Origin of the sequence: Bacteroides sp. AF25-38AC (assembly GCF_003602995.1) — a bacterium.
Taxonomy (GTDB): domain Bacteria; phylum Bacteroidota; class Bacteroidia; order Bacteroidales; family Bacteroidaceae; genus Bacteroides; species Bacteroides uniformis.
The window spans coordinates 30,880-48,400 of sequence record NZ_QTMD01000001.1; the positions used below are offsets into that span (position 1 = coordinate 30,880).

General features: G+C 44.6%; 30 protein-coding genes. 29 read left to right on the forward strand and 1 reads right to left on the reverse strand.

Annotated features, from left to right (window positions below):
- Positions 1-29: 29 nt before the first annotated feature.
- Positions 30-458: an XRE family transcriptional regulator gene (locus DWY55_RS00150; RefSeq protein ID WP_120177912.1), complete on the reverse strand. Its 429-nt coding sequence runs from the start codon at positions 456-458 to the stop codon at positions 30-32.
- 158 nt (positions 459-616) lie between these two features.
- Between DWY55_RS00150 and DWY55_RS00155 the strand changes: the two genes are divergently transcribed.
- From DWY55_RS00155 to DWY55_RS00285, 29 genes are all read left to right on the forward strand, one after another.
- Positions 617-1,156 (forward strand): DUF2786 domain-containing protein, encoded by a 540-nt coding sequence (locus tag DWY55_RS00155; protein ID WP_007565097.1) that lies wholly within the window; start codon positions 617-619, stop codon positions 1,154-1,156.
- A 4-nt stretch (positions 1,157-1,160) separates the two neighbouring features.
- Positions 1,161-1,394: a hypothetical protein gene (locus DWY55_RS00160; RefSeq protein WP_007565095.1), complete on the forward strand. Its 234-nt coding sequence runs from the start codon at positions 1,161-1,163 to the stop codon at positions 1,392-1,394.
- Positions 1,381-1,785 carry a hypothetical protein gene (locus DWY55_RS00165; protein WP_120177914.1) on the forward strand — a complete coding sequence of 135 codons (405 nt, stop codon included), beginning with the start codon at positions 1,381-1,383 and terminating at the stop codon, positions 1,783-1,785. The genes DWY55_RS00160 and DWY55_RS00165 overlap by 14 nt, the downstream gene beginning before the upstream one ends.
- A complete protein-coding gene (locus DWY55_RS00170; protein WP_120177915.1) occupies positions 1,782-2,009 on the forward strand; it encodes a hypothetical protein in 228 nt (75 codons plus the stop codon). Before DWY55_RS00165 ends, DWY55_RS00170 begins: the two co-directional genes overlap by 4 nt.
- Positions 2,010-2,011: 2 nt before the next feature.
- Positions 2,012-2,302: a helix-turn-helix domain-containing protein gene (locus DWY55_RS00175; RefSeq protein ID WP_007565090.1), complete on the forward strand. Its 291-nt coding sequence runs from the start codon at positions 2,012-2,014 to the stop codon at positions 2,300-2,302.
- A 35-nt stretch (positions 2,303-2,337) separates the two neighbouring features.
- The gene (locus DWY55_RS00180; protein ID WP_120177916.1) at positions 2,338-3,246 is read left to right on the forward strand and encodes a hypothetical protein; all 909 of its coding nucleotides are present in this window, start codon (positions 2,338-2,340) and stop codon (positions 3,244-3,246) included.
- A gap of 6 nt (positions 3,247-3,252) precedes the next feature.
- Positions 3,253-3,861, forward strand: a complete 609-nt coding sequence (locus DWY55_RS00185; protein ID WP_120177917.1) for a hypothetical protein — start codon at positions 3,253-3,255, stop codon at positions 3,859-3,861.
- A 38-nt stretch (positions 3,862-3,899) separates the two neighbouring features.
- Positions 3,900-4,211, forward strand: a complete 312-nt coding sequence (locus DWY55_RS00190; RefSeq protein ID WP_120177918.1) for a hypothetical protein — start codon at positions 3,900-3,902, stop codon at positions 4,209-4,211.
- On the forward strand, positions 4,208-5,149 hold the full coding sequence (locus DWY55_RS00195; RefSeq protein WP_120177919.1) for a YqaJ viral recombinase family protein: 942 nt from the start codon (positions 4,208-4,210) through the stop codon (positions 5,147-5,149). Before DWY55_RS00190 ends, DWY55_RS00195 begins: the two co-directional genes overlap by 4 nt.
- 55 nt (positions 5,150-5,204) lie before the next feature.
- Positions 5,205-5,390: a hypothetical protein gene (locus tag DWY55_RS00200; RefSeq protein ID WP_038606979.1), complete on the forward strand. Its 186-nt coding sequence runs from the start codon at positions 5,205-5,207 to the stop codon at positions 5,388-5,390.
- Positions 5,391-5,544: 154 nt separating this feature from the next.
- Positions 5,545-6,921, forward strand: coding sequence for a putative quorum-sensing-regulated virulence factor (locus DWY55_RS00205; RefSeq protein WP_120177920.1), 1,377 nt, complete (start codon positions 5,545-5,547; stop codon positions 6,919-6,921).
- 12 nt (positions 6,922-6,933) lie between these two features.
- Positions 6,934-7,902 carry a DUF4373 domain-containing protein gene (locus DWY55_RS00210; RefSeq protein ID WP_120177921.1) on the forward strand — a complete coding sequence of 323 codons (969 nt, stop codon included), beginning with the start codon at positions 6,934-6,936 and terminating at the stop codon, positions 7,900-7,902.
- The gene (locus DWY55_RS00215) at positions 7,899-9,722 is read left to right on the forward strand and encodes a bifunctional DNA primase/helicase (protein WP_120177922.1); all 1,824 of its coding nucleotides are present in this window, start codon (positions 7,899-7,901) and stop codon (positions 9,720-9,722) included. The genes DWY55_RS00210 and DWY55_RS00215 overlap by 4 nt, the downstream gene beginning before the upstream one ends.
- A 20-nt stretch (positions 9,723-9,742) precedes the next feature.
- Complete coding sequence (locus DWY55_RS00220; protein WP_120177923.1) at positions 9,743-10,309, forward strand: hypothetical protein; 567 nt, start codon at positions 9,743-9,745, stop codon at positions 10,307-10,309.
- A gap of 1 nt (position 10,310) precedes the next feature.
- On the forward strand, positions 10,311-10,496 hold the full coding sequence (locus tag DWY55_RS00225) for a hypothetical protein (protein ID WP_120177924.1): 186 nt from the start codon (positions 10,311-10,313) through the stop codon (positions 10,494-10,496).
- Positions 10,484-10,717 (forward strand): hypothetical protein, encoded by a 234-nt coding sequence (locus DWY55_RS00230; RefSeq protein ID WP_120177925.1) that lies wholly within the window; start codon positions 10,484-10,486, stop codon positions 10,715-10,717. The genes DWY55_RS00225 and DWY55_RS00230 overlap by 13 nt, the downstream gene beginning before the upstream one ends.
- Positions 10,714-10,959 (forward strand): hypothetical protein, encoded by a 246-nt coding sequence (locus DWY55_RS00235; RefSeq protein WP_120177926.1) that lies wholly within the window; start codon positions 10,714-10,716, stop codon positions 10,957-10,959. The genes DWY55_RS00230 and DWY55_RS00235 overlap by 4 nt, the downstream gene beginning before the upstream one ends.
- A gap of 13 nt (positions 10,960-10,972) precedes the next feature.
- Positions 10,973-11,146: a hypothetical protein gene (locus tag DWY55_RS21890; protein WP_157232647.1), complete on the forward strand. Its 174-nt coding sequence runs from the start codon at positions 10,973-10,975 to the stop codon at positions 11,144-11,146.
- A 2-nt stretch (positions 11,147-11,148) separates the two neighbouring features.
- A complete protein-coding gene (locus DWY55_RS21895; protein WP_165859498.1) occupies positions 11,149-11,304 on the forward strand; it encodes a hypothetical protein in 156 nt (51 codons plus the stop codon).
- Entirely contained in the window at positions 11,301-11,585 is a 285-nt protein-coding gene (locus DWY55_RS00240; protein ID WP_120177927.1) for a DUF4884 domain-containing protein, read from the forward strand. The genes DWY55_RS21895 and DWY55_RS00240 overlap by 4 nt, the downstream gene beginning before the upstream one ends.
- Positions 11,563-11,760, forward strand: a complete 198-nt coding sequence (locus DWY55_RS00245; RefSeq protein ID WP_120177928.1) for a hypothetical protein — start codon at positions 11,563-11,565, stop codon at positions 11,758-11,760. Before DWY55_RS00240 ends, DWY55_RS00245 begins: the two co-directional genes overlap by 23 nt.
- Positions 11,757-12,014 (forward strand): hypothetical protein, encoded by a 258-nt coding sequence (locus DWY55_RS00250; protein ID WP_007565052.1) that lies wholly within the window; start codon positions 11,757-11,759, stop codon positions 12,012-12,014. The genes DWY55_RS00245 and DWY55_RS00250 overlap by 4 nt, the downstream gene beginning before the upstream one ends.
- A gap of 3 nt (positions 12,015-12,017) precedes the next feature.
- On the forward strand, positions 12,018-12,392 hold the full coding sequence (locus DWY55_RS00255) for a hypothetical protein (protein WP_007565050.1): 375 nt from the start codon (positions 12,018-12,020) through the stop codon (positions 12,390-12,392).
- Positions 12,393-12,468: 76 nt separating this feature from the next.
- Positions 12,469-12,843, forward strand: coding sequence for a hypothetical protein (locus DWY55_RS00260; RefSeq protein ID WP_007565048.1), 375 nt, complete (start codon positions 12,469-12,471; stop codon positions 12,841-12,843).
- Positions 12,844-12,930: 87 nt separating this feature from the next.
- A complete protein-coding gene (locus tag DWY55_RS00265; RefSeq protein WP_120177929.1) occupies positions 12,931-13,308 on the forward strand; it encodes a hypothetical protein in 378 nt (125 codons plus the stop codon).
- Positions 13,309-13,398: 90 nt separating this feature from the next.
- Positions 13,399-14,955 (forward strand): DNA methyltransferase, encoded by a 1,557-nt coding sequence (locus DWY55_RS00270; protein ID WP_120177930.1) that lies wholly within the window; start codon positions 13,399-13,401, stop codon positions 14,953-14,955.
- 4 nt (positions 14,956-14,959) lie between these two features.
- The gene (locus DWY55_RS00275) at positions 14,960-15,238 is read left to right on the forward strand and encodes an S-adenosylmethionine decarboxylase family protein (RefSeq protein ID WP_240058943.1); all 279 of its coding nucleotides are present in this window, start codon (positions 14,960-14,962) and stop codon (positions 15,236-15,238) included.
- Positions 15,235-15,813, forward strand: coding sequence for a hypothetical protein (locus DWY55_RS00280; protein ID WP_007565040.1), 579 nt, complete (start codon positions 15,235-15,237; stop codon positions 15,811-15,813). The genes DWY55_RS00275 and DWY55_RS00280 overlap by 4 nt, the downstream gene beginning before the upstream one ends.
- A gap of 102 nt (positions 15,814-15,915) precedes the next feature.
- Positions 15,916-17,502, forward strand: coding sequence for a hypothetical protein (locus DWY55_RS00285; protein WP_243633615.1), 1,587 nt, complete (start codon positions 15,916-15,918; stop codon positions 17,500-17,502).
- Positions 17,503-17,521: the final 19 nt, after the last annotated feature.

Sequence of the window (17,521 nt, forward strand, 5' to 3'; positions counted from 1 at the left end):
TATTTTGAAAACACTTTTCCCGACAACCGCTATACGGCAACGGCAGAGCTTGCATTCCCTTCCCGGCGGGCATTGATTTTTTTGTTTTCCTGAATCTGTTCTTTCAGCATTTCCATTAATTCATCTATTTGCTTGTCACGGACTGAAAGGCTTTCCGCTTGCTGCTTGATGATTTCCCAAGCATCTTTAGGAACAGCCACCCCGCCGTCTTCACTGTTCAGATTATTAGAAAGGAACATTTCTCCCTCGCCTGATTGAAGCCAAACAAAGTTTATATTTTCATCAAGGGAACAAATTCGCTTCATAAACTTCTCGGAAAGAGGTACTTTACCCGTAACAATCTGAGAGAAAGAAGACTTTGTATATCCCAGAGTTTCAGCCAAAGCCCTTTCATTTTCCGCTATTTCCTTGAAAATAAGCCAATTTATAACTTTTTTCAATCGTCTAAGATGTTCCATTAGTAAATATAATTATTGTTAAATTATAAATTTAATTTCGATTTATTCTTTCAAAATAATTACTTTGTTTATATTTGCACCGTCATACAATTTTGTATGCGGACAAATATACGAAATAATAAATAAAATCGGAATAAACTGATAAGTAAATTTTTGATATGGAAAGAATTACTGACAAACTCAAAAAACTTCTCGCTCTCGCAGAACGGGGATGCGGAGGGGAGGCAGAGAACGCCCGCCGTCTTCTTGAAGAACATCTGAGAAAATACGGTATGACGCTTGAAGACATCTGCGAAAACAATATTTCACGCAGGACATTCAAGTATAGGAACAAAGAAGAACGCACGATTATCATTCAAGTCTTCCTATCGGTTCTTGGTAGCAAGAGCGAAGCATTTAATGGGTCAACTTACAGTGCTTCAAAGAAGACAATCTACATAGACCTGACAGACTTGGAATATGCCGAAATATCCGACATGGTTGCGTTCTTCAAGTCTCAGTTTAACAAAGAGAAAAAACGCCTAATGAAAGACATTCTCCACGCTTTCGTCAACAAACATAACATCTTTGATTGTACCCCTAACGATGATGACAAGGCAAGCGACAAGGAAATAGACCTTGAAGAACTCATGCGCATTTTATCCCTATCAAATGGTATGGAAGACGTGACATACAGAAAAGCAATTTCAAACAAATGACGATATGGAAACAATGATTTTTAAGACACCTTGCCAAACAGAACGGGAAACCCGTGACTTGGCTATTTACAACGAGTATAACGCCCTGATTGCCGTTGAGGGACAGAGTAAAACGCTCGTAACAGAACACCTGATGAAGAAATATAACATACACAGCGCAGGAACTATTTACTTGATTCGCCGCCGTGTGGAGAAGAAATTGGAAGCGCAGAAAGGGGGTATAAATGGCACTAAGTAAAGAGGCGCAAAAAATCAAGACCGAGTACAATAAAAAGTACATGGAAAGATATTGGGAGCGCAAAGCTGAAAAGAGAAAAAACGAGACCAAAGCGGCGGCAGAAAAGACAAAGACTGTGACAACAAAAAGAACGACAAAGACTGTGAGCACCGTTACAATCAAAGAAACAGAACTTTTTGAATGGCTTTTCCCCGAACCGCACGTCACGGAGGTAACGGTCTCCCGGAACGGACAGTCTGACGCACAGTATATCAAAGCCCTTGAAACGGCTAACAAGACCATAAACACGGAAAACGCCCGTCTTCAAAAACTCTTGATTAAATATCAAGACATCGTAAGAACGGGATTGAAAGCGATAATGTTTGACATCGAAAACTGTAGGTCATTATGAAAAAGAAAATTATTCAATGGGGGCTGATGACCGTTCTCGGTCTTTGGGGAATGGTTTCATTCATGGTTCTCGCAGGAGAAGAAGCCCCCGATGTATGTATGACATTGGGCGATTTCTTTCTGATTAAAGCCCTTGCGATAACAAGTTTTTCAGGTTGTATTCTATGCGGGAAATGGCTCTCAAAAAAGGGTCTTTTACCGGAAATAAACATACAGGAGGATTGAATATGGAAATCACTTTGGAACAACTCAATGAAAAAATAGACAACCTTTCACGGTTGACGCTTATCAGTTCAAAAACGGTTCTTGACTTTGAAGAAACGATTCTGTTCACGGGATTGAGCAAAGGACACCTTTACCGCCTGACAAGCAACCGACAAATACCATACTTCAAGAAAAACCGCAAACTATATTTCAAGAAGTCTGAATTGGAAGAATGGATGCTTGAACGGCGCATACCGACAGAAGAAGAAATTCAAAGTCAGGCTACAACATATTTAGCAACCCATAAAATTTAAATCAATCATTTTATTAACAATCAAATTTCATCATTATGGAAAATGACATTATTGAAATCAAACAAGCTGAAATGCTTGCGGGAATTACCCGGTCAGAAATTGACATTCAGATTGCCACGGCGAAGCAATATCCCCGTGACCTGAATACAGTCTTGAACAAAATCGCCACCTATGCCACAATGGATAGGGAAACGGCAGAAGACTGCTTCTATGTTCTCAGAAGAAAGGACGCAAACGGTAATGACAACACCATTGAAGGGCTTTCAATCCGTATGGCAGAAATTATCGCAGGGGCTTGGGGAAACCTGAGAGTTCAGACCCGTATAATCGGGAATGACGGGCGTAAAATCACGGCTCAGGCTGTCTGCCATGACCTTGAAACAAACTACGCCGTATGCAAGACCGTTGACCGCCGAATAACAACGAAAACGGGCAAAACATATAGTGACGATATGCAGGTTGTGACAGGCAACGCTGCCTCTTCAATCGCTTTCAGAAATGCAGTCTTGGCGGTCATACCGAAAGCCGTTACAAAACGTGTCATCAATGAAGTTAAAAAGGTTGCGCTCGGTCAGGCGATTGACGTTGAGACATCACGCAAGAACTGTTTGGCAAACTTCGCAAAAGCGGGTGTGACGGAAACCATGATTTGCCAATATCTCGGTATCAAGACTATCGCAGACATAGACAAAGAACGTCTGTTTGAACTGAGAGCCACTTGGAACGCAATCAAAGAGGGAACGACAACCGTTCAGGAAACCTTTGTCAAACCACAACTTGAAGCCAAAGCACAAGAAGAAGCCAATAAAAAGACCGCTTCGGCGGCTGACAAGGCGGCAGCGGCTATCGCACAAGCAACGGGAGAGATACCCGCCAACGTTGACCCTGAAACGGGTGAAATAAAAGAAGAAAAGTCAAAGAAAACATCAACATCTAAAAAGTAAAACATTATGAAAGAAGTAATTGAAGTCAAAAGAGACGATTTGCGGGAACTTTATCAGGTATTAACCAATTACCCGGCAATTTCAAAAGAACAGGTTCAGAACGAAATGCACAAGGTTTTCGGGGAAGATACATTCAAACCCAAAGACATCATGGAGCGTGTAAAGACCTTTGAAGACGCTTGCCGTGAACTTGGGGAAGAACACCCATTTGTAAGGTCATATAACGGTTATACAAACAACATCCACGAAAACAATAAAAACGATACGGACATACTTGCATACCTCAAACTCCGTATCATCTGCGCCGCCTTGAACGAGGGCTGGGAGCCTCAATTCACAGAGGACGAATGGCGTTATTATCCTTGGTTTTGGCTCTATACTCAGAAAGAAATCAATGACATGGATGAAGACGAAAAAACAGACCGCCGCTTAATGTCAACAGGCGAATATCAAACAGGTTATGCGGGTCTCGCTTATGCGGATTCGCATTACGCCCCCTCGAATGCGAATGCGAGTATCGGTTCTCGCCTTTGCTTAAAGAGCGACACGCTCGCCGTTTACTGCGGGAAACAGTTCATCAACATCTGGGCAGACTTCTGTCTTATCCGCAAGTGAGTAACAACAAATGTTTAACATTCAAATATCAACAATTTATGGAAACTAAAAATAACAGCGAATTTATGTCACAGGTTGACGCATTTTCAGAAGAAATGCAGAAGTTTATAGAAAAGTCTGATAAGAGACACGCCTTAATTATCATCGCCTCTGAGCCTGACGAAAACGGGGAAAGCTCACGTCAAACCGGGTCTATCATGGGAAATGAAGAAGAAGTCGTTCACGCTTTAGTCGGGTTTATAAGACAACCCCAAGGACGTGAGTTGTTAAAGAGAGCTGCTTCTCTAAGTATGCTTGATTCTTTAATGAAATCAGTATTAAACGCAAAAGAACGGGAGGAAAGAAAATGAGCTACACGATTATCAGACCGAAAGACCGTAACGAATGGCTTGAACATAGAAAGTCAGGTATCGGGAGCAGTGAGGTTGCAACCATTCTCGGGTTGAACCCGTGGGAAACCCCTTATCAGCTTTGGAGACGCAAGGTTGGTCTTGATGAACCTAAAACAGAGACCTTTGCTATGAAAGCGGGGCACTATCTCGAAGACGCAGTTGCGCAGTTTTGGCATGACGATACGGGACGTGAAATAATCAAGTCATCAGCCGGGGACTGGCTGATAAGAAACAATGAACGCCCCTATCTACAGGTCAGCCCTGACCGTACATATTGGCTCGCAGGAGAAAAGAAGAACGCTTCAAACAAAGGTATTTTGGAATGTAAGACCACCCAAATGAAAATTTCCTCTGACGATCTGCCGAAGCATTGGTTCTGTCAGGTTCAATATCAACTCGGAGTTGCAGAATTGAAAGAGGGCAGTTTGGCTTGGCTCTGTTCAGGACGTGAGTTCGGCTATAAAGACCTGTCTTTTGTTCCTGACTTCTACGCATGGATAGTTGAAGAAGTTGAAAAGTTTTGGCGTGACAACATTCAGGGGAAGAAAGAACCCGAAGCGACATCGGTTCAAGACATTCTGCTGAAATTCAACCGTCACACGGACGGGAAAATCGTTGAAGTGAATGACGCTATTTTCTCAGACTATCAAAAGTTGAAAGAAGTCAAGAAAGAGATGGATAAACTTGATGAAATCAAGACAGAGTTGGAAGAACGCATTAAACTTGGCTTCGGAGATGCAGAGGCTATCAGCTACGGAGGTCAGACGCTCGCCACATGGAAAGCCCCCAAGCCGTCAATGAAGTTTGATGACAAGGCTTTCAAAGCCGCACACCCTGAAATGGTTTCCGAGTTCTCAAGGGAGGTTCAGGGGGCACGCCGCTTCCTGTTAAAATAAGGTTCAATCAACAAAGAAAGGTCAGACGGTTATGTATATCATTTCAAATAAGCAAATGGAAGATATAATCAGCTATATCGAAGCATGGAAAGACGGGGTTCAGGTTGAAGAAAAGGACACCCGGACTTATAACAAGGTTCGCCTCGCAAATATCCTTGTGAAGAAACTGAAAGCGAAACAGCCGCTTTCAAAGCCTGAACTTTCTGAGAGCCTTAAAAAAAATCTTCGTGATTTAAAGTGATTATAATGTAATCACTTATCTTTGCAATAACCGAAATGAAAAGACAGTTAAACAACGATATAAACTCCGTACATGGGTTGAACATCCGAAAGGTTTTCAAACGCTTGCTGTTATGCGTGGTTAGCCCTAAATACGGAGTTTTATTCTCTCAAATATGATAACACTCAGAGAAAACCAAACAGAGCCGATAAACAAGGCTATTCAGTTCTTCACGGAAAAGAAACCGAAGCCGAGTTTGATTGTTCTCCCGACCGCTTGGGGAAAATCAATACTGACGGCTTTTGTCGCAAAGAACAGCAACGATAAAATGATTGTTCTTCAACCCTCGAAAGAGTTGCTCGAACAAAACTATTTGAAATATTGCTCACTATGCGGGGATTTCGCCTTGAATGCGGGCATTTACAGCGCGAGTTTCGGGCGAAAGGACATCGCCCATATAACTTACGCCACGATAGGCTCAATAAAGAGCCTCGGGGCTAAATTCAAGTCTCTCGGGTTTACAAAAATGTTGATTGATGAAGCGCACCTTTATCCCCGTGAGGCTGACAGTATGCTCGGGCGTTTCCTGAAAGAAAGCGGTATAACCCACGTTCTCGGAATCACGGCTACCCCCGTGAAGCTGCAAACGAACCGGGATAAGGACGGACAGAACTTCTCAAAACTTGTCATGCTGACCTCCCGTTCAAAAAAAGGAAACTTCTTCAAAGAAATCATTCATGTCGGACAGGTGGCTGAAATGGTTCGCCTCGGCTTTTGGTCTCCGCTTCAATATGAGACAACGGGATTCGACAGCAGTCTTCTTGTCTTCAACAGTTCAAAATCTGAATACACGGAAGAAAGCGTTCAGCGGGCGTATGACGCAAACGGAGGGTCTGAACAGATTGTTCAAGCCCTTGACAGACATTCAGACCGCCGCCATATTCTTGTCTTCGTTCCCTCTGTTGAGGACGCTATAACGCTTTCAAAGAAATACCCAAACTCAGCCGTGATTTACGGGGAAATGGATAAGACGGAACGTTCTCAGGTCATCACACGTTTCAGGGCGGGCGAAATACGGGTCATATTTAACGTCAGAGTGCTTTCGACAGGCTTTGACTATACAGGTATCGACTGCATCGTTTTAGGCGTTTCTACGGCTTCTATCGCCTTGTATTATCAGATTATCGGACGTGCGACACGTATTGACCCCGAAAAAACGGACGCTTTGATTGTTGACCTCGGCGGCAATGTTGAACGTTTCGGGCGTGTTGAAGACATCACGTTTGAGCAGGGTAAAATGTGGCGAATGTTCGGAACGGGCGGGCGGCTTCTGTCAGGCATACCCATTTCGGACATCGGTCATTACACCCGTGAAGACACACGGGCGATAGACGCTCGGGCAGAAGCCCCGATTGAAATCATGCCTTTCGGCAAATATAAGGGGAACAGAATAGCGGACATTCCCCTTGATTACCGTCAATGGATGATACGCTCCTTTGAATGGAACGCAAGGAACGAGAAACTCCGCAAATCAATTCTTACAACCCTATAAATCCATCAGGCTATGGCAAGACCGAAAAAACAAACCGTTGATTATTTCCCGCACTTCGTCAAGGGCGGGCGCACGATTTTCATCCTTGAAAATAAGTTCGGGAATGACGGATATGCGTTTTGGTTCAAACTCCTTGAAATTCTCGGGGAAAGTGAGGGGCATTTCTATGATTGTTCAAACGCTTCAAATTGGGAGTATCTTCTTGCCAAAACACGTGTCACAGAGGAAAAGGCGAAAGACATTATCAACGTCTTGATAAATCTAAACAAAATTGACATTGAGCTATGGAACGAACATCATGTTTTATGGATTGCGAATTTTGTCAGAAACCTTTCAGATGTTTACAGAACCCGTAACACCAACCTCCCGTCAAAACCCTGTTTTGAAGACAAGAAACAGCCTGAACAGAAAGTTCCTTCCGAGAAAACACAGGATGAAGAACGGTTTTCTACGCAAGAAACCCCTAAAGGAGAGGAAAGTAAAGAAAAGGAGAGCAAAGAAAAATATCCTTATCAGGATATATGCGCCTTGTGGAACTCAATCTGTGTTTCTCTGCCGAAAGTTCAAAAACTCAATGACAACAGGCGAACAAAAATAAAATGCCGTTGTGACGAATGGGGCAAAAGCCGTGAGACTTGGATACAGACCGCAGAAGACATCTTCAAGCGTGTTCAGGCTTCCGACTTCCTGACCGGGCGGCAATCCAACAAAAGGGCGTGGACGGCGACATTCGATTGGATTTTTGAGAACGGTTCAAACTGGATAAAGGTTCAAGAGGGCAACTACGACAACGATAAAGGCAGCGGCGTTCAGAACGGTTCAAAAGTCACAAAGGTTCAACTCGGTGTCGGCGAGTTCTATGACAACTCAGGGCGAAGGACATACGGTTCAGGCAAGGCAATAATACCTCCTACAGCCCCGCCACGTCCGTCTGACAGACACGCTTGGGATTCATCATCAAACACTTGGATTTTATTATGAGCATAAATTGGGAAAAATACGGGATAAAAGCCCCATACGGGCGTTCAGGGAACAGAAAGGTTTTCTGCCCACAGTGCCATGACCAGCGTCACGACAAACGTGACAAAAGTCTTTCTATCAACCTTGAAACAGGCGAGTTCAATTGTCATTACTGCGGCTTCTCGGGCTGTGCAGCGGAAAAAGAGCCTTGGGAAAAAGAAGACCGCCCGTGGCGCAACGCCGCCCCCATACGCCGCGAGAAACCCGTTTACAAGAAACCCGCCCCACGTCAGGACTGTTCTTCAATCTCTGGGAAAGCCCTTGAATGGTTCAAAGGGCGTGGCATCAGCGAAAAGACCCTGACGGCGATGAAAGTAACCGAGGGGCTTGAATGGATGCCACAGAAGAAAGGCAAAGCGAATACGGTTCAGTTCAACTACTACCATAACGGGGAACTTGTCAACACGAAATTCAGAACGGGAGACAAATGTTTCAAACTCTGTTCAGGCGCAGAACTTCTCCCATACGGGATTGACAACATCAAAGGTACGAAAGAATGTATCATCACAGAGGGCGAAATGGACGCTCTGTCATTCTTTGAATGCGGACGGACAGATGTTGTGAGCGTTCCGAACGGGGCTAACTCAAACCTTGACTACCTTGATGATTATCTCGAAGAATACTTTGATGACAAAGAGACAATATACATCGCATCCGACACGGACACGAAAGGCGTTGTTCTGAAAGAAGAACTGATAAGGCGTTTCGGGGCTGAACGTTGCCGGATAATTGAATACGGGGACGGATGCAAGGACGCTAACGAACACTTGCAGAAGTACGGGCGTGAAAGTCTTCTGAAATGTATCGCTGACGCTCCCGAGATAAAGATTGAGGGCGTTTTCACGCTGTCAGACTTTGAACAATCCCTTGACGCTCTGTTTGAGCATGGCTTGCAGAAAGGGGTAACAATCGGGCATGACAACTTCGACCGATTGTGTTCTTTTGAAACAAAGCGTCTGTGTATCATCACGGGCGTTCCGAGTTCGGGTAAGTCTGAATTTATTGACGAAATTGCAGAACGATTGAATATCCGCTACGGCTGGCGTTTCGCTTATTTCAGCCCGGAGAACGCCCCGCTGGAATATCACGCCTCAAAACTGATTGAGAAGTTCACGGGCAAACAGTTTGACAAAGAACACTTGACCTACGGGGAGTACAAACAAGTGAAACAACACCTTGAAACAAATTTCTTCTTCATATCCCCGAAAAGCGATTTCAGGGTTGACGCTATTCTCGAAAGGGCGAAATTCCTTGTCAGACGCAAGGGGATTAAAGTTCTCGTTATTGACCCATATAACAGGCTTGAAGATGAAAGCGAGGGCAAGAACGAGACTAAATACATATCAAGGCTGCTTGACAAACTGACAAACTTCGCACAGCAGCACGATGTGTTGGTCATCCTTATGGCGCACCCAACAAAGATGCAGAAGAACAAAGACGGCGAGCCTGAGATACCGACACTTTATGACATCAGCGGCTCGGCTAACTTCTACAACAAGGCTGATTTCGGTATTGTCGTTCACAGAAACCGACTTGAAAACACGGTTGAAATCTACGTGAAGAAAGTGAAGTTCAGACACCTCGGAGAGTGCGGCATGGCTCTGTTCAAATATAACCTGAACAACGGGCGTTACAGCCCCTTTGTCAACGGAACAGAACCCGTTTGGGACAACAGCAACCATTTACAGGAAGAAATCAAGCGGCGTGAACAGGAAGCCTTTGAAGCCTCTCAATTCAACTGGGATGACTTTCAGCCCTCCGATGAAGAATGCCCGTTTTAACCATTTAACAGAAAATAGATATGAAAACGTATGTAATCACACTCTCACAGGTTTTCCCGACATGGCACAAGCGAGCGGGAGAACCGACAAAATTCAGAGCAGCTTTCCTAAGCGGACAGACCTGTTCAAAATGCAAGAAACGTAACCATGCCATGTGTACGAGCGAATGTTTCTCAGGCTTGAAAATACACACCATACGGGCAAACTATCCACTATGGCTGAAACGCATCACAGAGGTTCAACAAGGCAAGGCAGTTCTCTCTGTCAGACAATGGTCGGGAAAACCATACAGAAGCCCACAAATTGAAATAACAAGACTGACTGTGAAACACAGTGTTGGTATTCAGAAAGTTGTATTTTATAGAACTGAGTGGTATGATGATGACAACAAATACCATTATTGCTATGATGTTACATTGGATAACGACAAAGGAATAAACATTGATGATATTGCTCGCAATGATGGTTTAAATCCTATTGATTTTATTGAATGGTTTGACAGGGATATATGTAAGCAAAAGTTAGATGATGATGGTAGAGTTCATAAAGAACTTGCAATTATTCACTTCACTAAATTCCGGTATTGACATGAAGCCGAAAGAATTTTTTGACGCTGTTGTCCGAATGAGAGAAAAGCAGCAAGAATACTTCAAAACAAAGACAAGTTCAGCCCTGACAGAAAGCAAGAGACTTGAACGGGTCATTGATGACGAAATAGAGAGAGTTCAAAGAATTATCCACGAAAGACAGAACCCGAAGTTATGGCAAGATTAGACATTGAAAGGCAAAAACGGCTTGAACCCACACGCATTGAACATGCTGTCAGTCGCATTCAGGAACTCGGCTTTGAGATTGTTCAACGTGACAACACTCAGATACAGTTCATTCACAAAGGACAATCAGTGACGTTCTTTCCGTACAGCGGATGGGCGACAGGAAAAAGCATAAAGGACGGGCGGGGTCTTGAAAGACTTCTTAAACAGTTGAGACCATGAGACCAAGAGGAAACGGACTGACAACGCTTCACGATGAGAAGCAAGAAGAACGGGGCTTCTTCTGTATAAAGCTGGTTCAGTTTCTGAACACAGAAGCCGAAATGGGAACAGAAGAATACAAGCGGCTTTGGGATGAAAGGTTCTCAGCCGCTAAGAGTGGTTCATGCTTTTATAGAAACCGCTGCCCGATATATGAAAGAACGGTCAAAAACAGACCCGTACAACTGAATTTATTCACTTAAAAAATAACGAAAAATGAAGAATTATCAATTTGAGGAAATAACATTTTGGCTCTCGTTGATTGCGTGTTTACTGGCTTATGATGCAGAAATATTGTGGCTTGCAAAAATATTGGCAGGAATAAGCGTGATAAACTTTTTTTGCGCAATCGTTACGGCTTGGATAGATGTGAAACATAAAAAGAATTGAAAATGAAAATGAGAAAACAGAAAAAACAAATCCCTGCGGATTTTCGCAAACAGATGTATGAGAATTACAAAGCTAATATGGCTTTCTACGGTAAGCCGATAAGTTCATATAAACAGTGGCTCAAAGATGTGTTTAACACTAAAATACCAACAAAATGAAAAAGATTATTATCATTTCAATCGCACTCTTAGCCCTGACAGCGTGCGAATCAAAACAAGTTGAAGAAGTCAAGGCGAGTTCTAACCAATCATACCCCGTTGAAAAACTGTTCACGGTTGACGGTATCACGGTTTATCGTTTCCGTGACAATGACCGTTACGTTTACTTCACAAACAGAACGGGCGATGTTCAATACAGTTATCAAAAGAGGGTTGGAAAAGCAACAGAAAATGTCAAGGTTCAAACAATGTGTAACAATGGGCAGGAAAATCAACATTGAAGAAGTCAGGGGCTTTCTTGAAGCCTCTAACAGACAGTTCGAGCAGGGAGGCATATACCTTGAACGTGCTCTGTTCAAACGTGACGATAACGGGGTTCTGACGGGTATCACGCTTTCATACGAGGACAGAACAACATCTGACACACAAGAAACAAAAAAGGAGAAACAAGTATGAAAAACGTGACACGGTGTAAAATAACGCTTTCAAACGGTCAGCGTTATACATTGAGAGACCCGGAAGACATCGGCGGCATTGACAGCAACCGCACGGCATTATTCGTCTTCAATAACGGGCAAATTTACAGAGGATGCACGGACGGAGAGGTTGACGATGACGGGGATTTCTGTCTTTCAAAAAAAGACACGCATCATCGCATAGGGCTTCCCTTTGACCGTCTTCTCGGATGGGCTTACGAAAAGGAGGGCTGACTTATGGGAAACAGCCTGAATGACGTTTGTGACCGTCTTCAAGAAAAGTTGGGTCTCCTTGATGAAGCGGTAAAAGAGTTAAAAGAGGCTTTGATAAACGCTCAGGAATCTTTAGGAATGTCTATCGCTGAGATTGAACGGGCTATCGAACAAATATCAAGGCTCGGGGCTGAATGTCTGATGGAGCAAGTTATTGAACGCAGCTTGGAATATGAACTGAAAAAAATAAGCCTTGAAGATTATAAAATCTGTTCTGAACCAGCAGAGCGTGACCCCTACCCTCCATATAGGGAACGGCTGCATCCCCGGAAGCACTGGCAACGGAAACCCTATTGGCTCAGAACCCGGAGCAACCCGAAGAAAAAAGGCTATCATTAAGCCTGAGAGCCTGAACGCAAATGAAGTGAACTTATTACAGAAAACGGATATTTAATCGAATAAAAAACAAGAAATTATGGGTAATTTTTCAATCAAAGAAGACCTTTTGAAACTGAAAGGGGCGTTCATAACAAACTTCAAAGGGCGCACGGAAACAAAACGCTGTCTTGTCATCCCGGTTGATGACAGCGGGCTTTATGTCGGGGAAAAAGGCGTTTATCTGAACCTAACAGCCATAGAAATGGAGAACCCGCAGTATAAAGAAACACACTGTATCAAACAGTCACTTGACAAGGAGATATACGAAGCCTTATCAGAAGAACAGAGGCAAGCCCTCCCGATTATCGGCGGCATGAGACCGCTTGTGAAGAAAGCCGCCCCACAGATGAATGTCGGTTCAACCTTTGACGGGGCGCAAGCTGTGGAAAATACGGATGACCTGCCATTCTGATGAAATGAGAATAAACACAGACAAAGGGGAGCAATCCCCTTTCTGTTTTCCTTGCCTTTAAACAAGCCCCAAAAATCACATTAAAACATGAAAGCTGATAAAAGTATCGCAAAAACAAAGAAAAGCCGACAGACGGCGGCAAAACCGCCCCTTCGTGACGTTTTCACGGTTATTTGTAAGACCGATTTAAAAGTAGATTGTGTAAAAGAGTTCAAATTTCACCCCGTCAGGAAGTGGCGGTTTGATTACGCCGTGCCTGAACACAAAATCGCCCTTGAAGTTGAGGGCGGTGTATGGACGGGCGGGCGGCACACTTCCCCAAAAGGTTTTCTCGGAGACATTGAGAAGTATAATACGGCTACACTTATGGGCTGGCGTGTGTTCAGAACAACGCCTGATGACTTGTACAAGAAAAAGACCCTTGATTTGATGAAATCAGCCATTTTGAATGATTTTGCCCCTTAAAAAGCCCCTTTTTTGTCTAAAAGTGATTACTTTATACTCACTTTTTCATATTTTTGTGCGTACAATGTAATCACTAAGCAAAAAAAGAGTATGAAAACAGAAACGATTCATCTTTCACAGATTCAGGTTAACGGGGCGAATCCCCGTACAATCAAGAATGACAAGTTTGAAAAGTTGATTAGGTCTATTCTAATTCTCCCGAAGATGCTTGAACTTCGCCCGATAGTCGTTGACAACACGTTCACGGTTCTTGGTGGGAATATGCGTCTTCGGGCTTTGTCTGCTATCGCTGAAATGTCTCCCGCTGAAATAAACACCCGGCTTGGGGAATGTTCAGGATACGCACAGAAGACAGAAGCAGAACGAGACCTTTTACGCAGTCATTGGGAAAAGTGGCTTGACAGACCAACAGCCCATGTTATCAAGGCTTCTGAACTGACAGACGCAGAACAGCGGGAGTTCATCATCAAAGACAACGTGGGTTATGGAGAGTGGGACATGGACGCTCTCGCCAATGAATGGGACACGGAAGAACTTGTTGATTGGGGCTTAGACCTGTGGGAAGACAAATCAAATAGCGAAAGCGGGAACAGTTCTTCTTCCCTGCCGAACAGCGCACCCGAATCATCATTGTTTGACCGCTTTGTCGTTCCCCCGTTCTCTATCCTTGACACCCGTAAAGGCTATTGGCAAGACCGCAAGAAGAAGTGGTACGACATCATCGGGGATATGGGAGAAAGCCGTAATGATACGCTTGTGACAAGCCTTGAAATCAAGTACAAAGACTTGTATCAAAGAACCCGTGAACACAGGAAAGAACTTGGCATTTCATTCAAAGAGTACATCGAAAAGTACGTTCCGAAAGAAGAGCTTGAACGGGAACAGTCGAAAATCGTTGCTCAGGGCGTTTCTATCCTTGACCCCGTTATGGCTGAAATCGTCTGCCGTTGGTTTGGGTTCAAGAACTGTCAGACGTTTGACTGTTTCGCGGGCGATAGCGTTTTCGGCTTTGTTTCTGCTTATCTCGGCAACCAATTCACGGGCATTGAACTGAGAGAACAGCAAGCGAGCCTGAACAACGAGCGTGTGGCTGAAATGACAGCCCGCTATATTTGCGATGACGGTCAGAATGTGGCAAAGCACATCAACCCCGAGAGCCAAGACCTGCTGTTCAGTTGTCCCCCATATTTTGACCTTGAAAAGTATTCAGACCTCCCGAATGACGCAAGCAATCAGGACAGCTATGAAGACTTCATTCAGATATTGAAGAACGCTTTCACGGCGGCTGTCGGCTGTCTGAAAAATAACCGTTTCGCCGTTATCTGTGTGGGCGATGTCCGTGACCGGAAGACGGGCTTTTATTATGACTTCTGCGGCGACATCAAGCGGATATTCAAAGAAGCGGGCGTTCTTCTGTATAATGAAATCATCCTTGTTGAACAAACCGCTTCAACAGCCCTGAGAGCCGCCCGGTATATGGAGACAAGAAAGGTCGCAAAGACGCACCAGCACATTCTCGTGTTCTTCAAAGGCAACCCGAAAGACATAAAGAAAGAATACCCGAAAATTGAGTACACAGAAGAAGACATGGTTCAGTTTGAAGCCACTGAAACTTCTTCTGAGAGTGAAACAACTGAAAATGAATAAGACCATGCAAGCAAAAATCTGGAATCACGCCCAATGGGTCAAAGAGACCGACCCGAAAGCACTGCGGGGAATGTTTGACGAACTTCTCCGTAAAGCGGGTTTCAATGTTCTGAGTTGCACGGAACATCATTTCAGCCCACAAGGTTACACGGCTTTATGGCTGCTTTCCGAGAGCCACTTTGCCGTTCATACGTTTCCTGAGTTCGGGCGAACATACATCGAACTGTCAAGCTGCAACCTTGACTTTTATCTGAACTTTCTTTCAATGACAAAAGAACTATGAGCAAGGCACAGGAAAAGAAAAGAAACCAACTGAAACAAGCCCGTCTCGAAATCGTGGCGGGAATGTACAAGCGGGGTTACAGCCTCAGAAAAATTCAATCAGAAGTCGTGAAGCGGCTTGAACTGTCTTCTTATTCTCTCGCCACGGTTCACAAAGACGTGCAGACGCTTCTTGACGAATGGCGGGAAAACAGAATTGAAGATATGGACGCTGCTCTGACGCTTGAACTTGAACGCATTGACGAAACCTGCCGGGAACTATGGGAACAGTGGGAAAAGTCAAAGACTGATTACAACAAGACACAACGCAAGCAGAAAGGCTCTCCCGCCCGTGACAACGAGACGGGGCAGACTTCAATCAGGACATATCAGACAGAAAGGACGGAAACAGAGGTTATCATGCTCGGAGACCCGTCATATATCGCCGAAATCAGGAAACAACTTGAAGAACGGCGTAAGCTGCTTGGTCTTTACGCTCCCGAAAAGAAAGACATCAACGGAAATGTATCTTTCGCCTCTCTGCTGATTGAAAGCGGCTTGTTGGATGAACCCGAAACGCAGGACGAAGCAGAATAACACCGATTGCGCCCGAATGTGGCTCTAAAATCATTCACTCGTATAAAGTTACCATTTGAAAACGAAAGCCCGGCACAGGGCGAATCAGCAAAAAATAACTCAATGAAGAAACAGAATAAAGATATTCTCCGCAAGAAAGGTCTTGAACTGATGAACCTATGGCGGGCAGACTGGAACAGGTTTGTCCGTGAAGCCCTCGGAGTGACCCTTGACAAAGAACAGCAAGAAATACTGTCAAGCGTTCAATACAACAGGCGAACATCGGTTGCATCGGGTACAGCCCGTGGAAAAGACTTCGTGGCGGCTTGTGCCGCTATCTGTTTCTTGTATCTCACACCTCGTTGGAGAAAGAACAGTTTGGGAGAAATTGAACTTATTGAAAACACCAAGGTCGCTTTGACTGCTCCAACAGACCGTCAAGTAAAAAACATTATGATGCCTGAGATAAGCCGCCTTTTCAACAGAGCCAAAGCCCGTGGCGTTGAACTTATCGGAAAACTGAACGCCTATGACATAAGAACAAACAACGATGAATGGTTTCTGACGGGCTTCAAGGCTGATGAACACAACCATGAAGCGTGGTCAGGCTTTCATGCGGTTCACACGATGTTTGTCGTAACCGAGGCAACAGGTATCGGGGATGACACGTTTGCCGCCATAGAGGGAAACCTGCAGGGCGACAGCCGTATCCTTCTTGTCTTCAACCCAAACAAGACGGTAGGTTATGCCGCCAAGTCTCAGAAAGGCGACCGTTGGCACAAATACCGTCTGAACAGCCTGACAGCCCCGAATATCGCGAGCAAGAAGATTATTATCCCCGGTCAGGTTGATTACGATTGGGTGTTGGATAAACTTGAAAATTGGTGTGAGAAAATATCCCCTGATGAAATCATATCAGAAATGGATGACTTTGAGTTCGAGGGGCAATGGTATCGTCCGGAAGACCTGTTCAGAAAGAAAGTCCTCGGTCTGTTCCCGAAAGTCGATGAAGACACGCTTATCCCCCGTCAATGGCTTGAAGAAGCGCATGAACGTTGGAAACAAGCCAAAGGGCGTGAACCGCTTCGGGCTGACCTCAATATTCTCGGTGTTGACGTGGCGGGCATGGGGCGTGACGCAACGTGCTATGTTCTTCGCCGTGACAACTGGGTGGCTTCCTTTGACACACACAATTCAGGCGGCGTGGCAGACCACATGAAAGTGGCTGGTAAAATCATGGTTGCCCGCCGACAGAACATCGGTCTTTACGTCAGCATTGACACAATCGGAGAGGGTGCGGGCGTTTATAGCCGCTGCGTTGAACTTGAAGACGAACCCCATTATATCCTGAGTTGCAAGTATTCAGAGAGCGCAAAGACCCCTAACGGGCGTGAACTGAGTGACATCACGGGGCAAAACAAGTTCTTCAATATGCGTGCTTATCTGTTTTGGGCTGTCCGTGATTGGCTGAATCCAAGAAACAACACGGGAGCCATGCTGCCTCCGGATGACAAGTTTGACGAAGAAGCCACGGAAATAAAGTTCTCGGTAAAGTCTAACGGCAAACTTTATATTGAGCCGAAAGAAGACATCAAAGAACGCCTCGGGCGAAGCCCTGATAAGTTTGACGCTTTGGCTAACACGTTCTATCCCGTTCGGTATGCGAAACCTATCAACGTGAACAGAATTGCGAAAATGATACGGAGATAACAAACAGAATGTTCAATTC

Coding starts and splice junctions, on each gene's coding strand:
- DWY55_RS00270 (WP_120177930.1), top strand. CDS start 13,399: ATGAAAACAGAAACGATTCATCTTTCACAGATTCAGGTTAACGGGGCG.
- DWY55_RS00160 (WP_007565095.1), top strand. CDS start 1,161: ATGGAAACAATGATTTTTAAGACACCTTGCCAAACAGAACGGGAAACC.
- DWY55_RS00240 (WP_120177927.1), top strand. CDS start 11,301: ATGAAAAAGATTATTATCATTTCAATCGCACTCTTAGCCCTGACAGCG.
- DWY55_RS00175 (WP_007565090.1), top strand. CDS start 2,012: ATGGAAATCACTTTGGAACAACTCAATGAAAAAATAGACAACCTTTCA.
- DWY55_RS00220 (WP_120177923.1), top strand. CDS start 9,743: ATGAAAACGTATGTAATCACACTCTCACAGGTTTTCCCGACATGGCAC.
- DWY55_RS00235 (WP_120177926.1), top strand. CDS start 10,714: ATGAGACCAAGAGGAAACGGACTGACAACGCTTCACGATGAGAAGCAA.
- DWY55_RS00185 (WP_120177917.1), top strand. CDS start 3,253: ATGAAAGAAGTAATTGAAGTCAAAAGAGACGATTTGCGGGAACTTTAT.
- DWY55_RS00190 (WP_120177918.1), top strand. CDS start 3,900: ATGGAAACTAAAAATAACAGCGAATTTATGTCACAGGTTGACGCATTT.
- DWY55_RS00285 (WP_243633615.1), top strand. CDS start 15,916: ATGAAGAAACAGAATAAAGATATTCTCCGCAAGAAAGGTCTTGAACTG.
- DWY55_RS00280 (WP_007565040.1), top strand. CDS start 15,235: ATGAGCAAGGCACAGGAAAAGAAAAGAAACCAACTGAAACAAGCCCGT.
- DWY55_RS00155 (WP_007565097.1), top strand. CDS start 617: ATGGAAAGAATTACTGACAAACTCAAAAAACTTCTCGCTCTCGCAGAA.
- DWY55_RS00245 (WP_120177928.1), top strand. CDS start 11,563: ATGGGCAGGAAAATCAACATTGAAGAAGTCAGGGGCTTTCTTGAAGCC.
- DWY55_RS00275 (WP_240058943.1), top strand. CDS start 14,960: ATGCAAGCAAAAATCTGGAATCACGCCCAATGGGTCAAAGAGACCGAC.
- DWY55_RS00250 (WP_007565052.1), top strand. CDS start 11,757: ATGAAAAACGTGACACGGTGTAAAATAACGCTTTCAAACGGTCAGCGT.
- DWY55_RS00150 (WP_120177912.1), bottom strand. CDS start 458: ATGGAACATCTTAGACGATTGAAAAAAGTTATAAATTGGCTTATTTTC.
- DWY55_RS00255 (WP_007565050.1), top strand. CDS start 12,018: ATGGGAAACAGCCTGAATGACGTTTGTGACCGTCTTCAAGAAAAGTTG.
- DWY55_RS00165 (WP_120177914.1), top strand. CDS start 1,381: ATGGCACTAAGTAAAGAGGCGCAAAAAATCAAGACCGAGTACAATAAA.
- DWY55_RS00210 (WP_120177921.1), top strand. CDS start 6,934: ATGGCAAGACCGAAAAAACAAACCGTTGATTATTTCCCGCACTTCGTC.
- DWY55_RS00200 (WP_038606979.1), top strand. CDS start 5,205: ATGGAAGATATAATCAGCTATATCGAAGCATGGAAAGACGGGGTTCAG.
- DWY55_RS00260 (WP_007565048.1), top strand. CDS start 12,469: ATGGGTAATTTTTCAATCAAAGAAGACCTTTTGAAACTGAAAGGGGCG.
- DWY55_RS00205 (WP_120177920.1), top strand. CDS start 5,545: ATGATAACACTCAGAGAAAACCAAACAGAGCCGATAAACAAGGCTATT.
- DWY55_RS21890 (WP_157232647.1), top strand. CDS start 10,973: ATGAAGAATTATCAATTTGAGGAAATAACATTTTGGCTCTCGTTGATT.
- DWY55_RS00265 (WP_120177929.1), top strand. CDS start 12,931: ATGAAAGCTGATAAAAGTATCGCAAAAACAAAGAAAAGCCGACAGACG.
- DWY55_RS00225 (WP_120177924.1), top strand. CDS start 10,311: ATGAAGCCGAAAGAATTTTTTGACGCTGTTGTCCGAATGAGAGAAAAG.
- DWY55_RS00230 (WP_120177925.1), top strand. CDS start 10,484: ATGGCAAGATTAGACATTGAAAGGCAAAAACGGCTTGAACCCACACGC.
- DWY55_RS00180 (WP_120177916.1), top strand. CDS start 2,338: ATGGAAAATGACATTATTGAAATCAAACAAGCTGAAATGCTTGCGGGA.
- DWY55_RS00170 (WP_120177915.1), top strand. CDS start 1,782: ATGAAAAAGAAAATTATTCAATGGGGGCTGATGACCGTTCTCGGTCTT.
- DWY55_RS00215 (WP_120177922.1), top strand. CDS start 7,899: ATGAGCATAAATTGGGAAAAATACGGGATAAAAGCCCCATACGGGCGT.
- DWY55_RS00195 (WP_120177919.1), top strand. CDS start 4,208: ATGAGCTACACGATTATCAGACCGAAAGACCGTAACGAATGGCTTGAA.
- DWY55_RS21895 (WP_165859498.1), top strand. CDS start 11,149: ATGAAAATGAGAAAACAGAAAAAACAAATCCCTGCGGATTTTCGCAAA.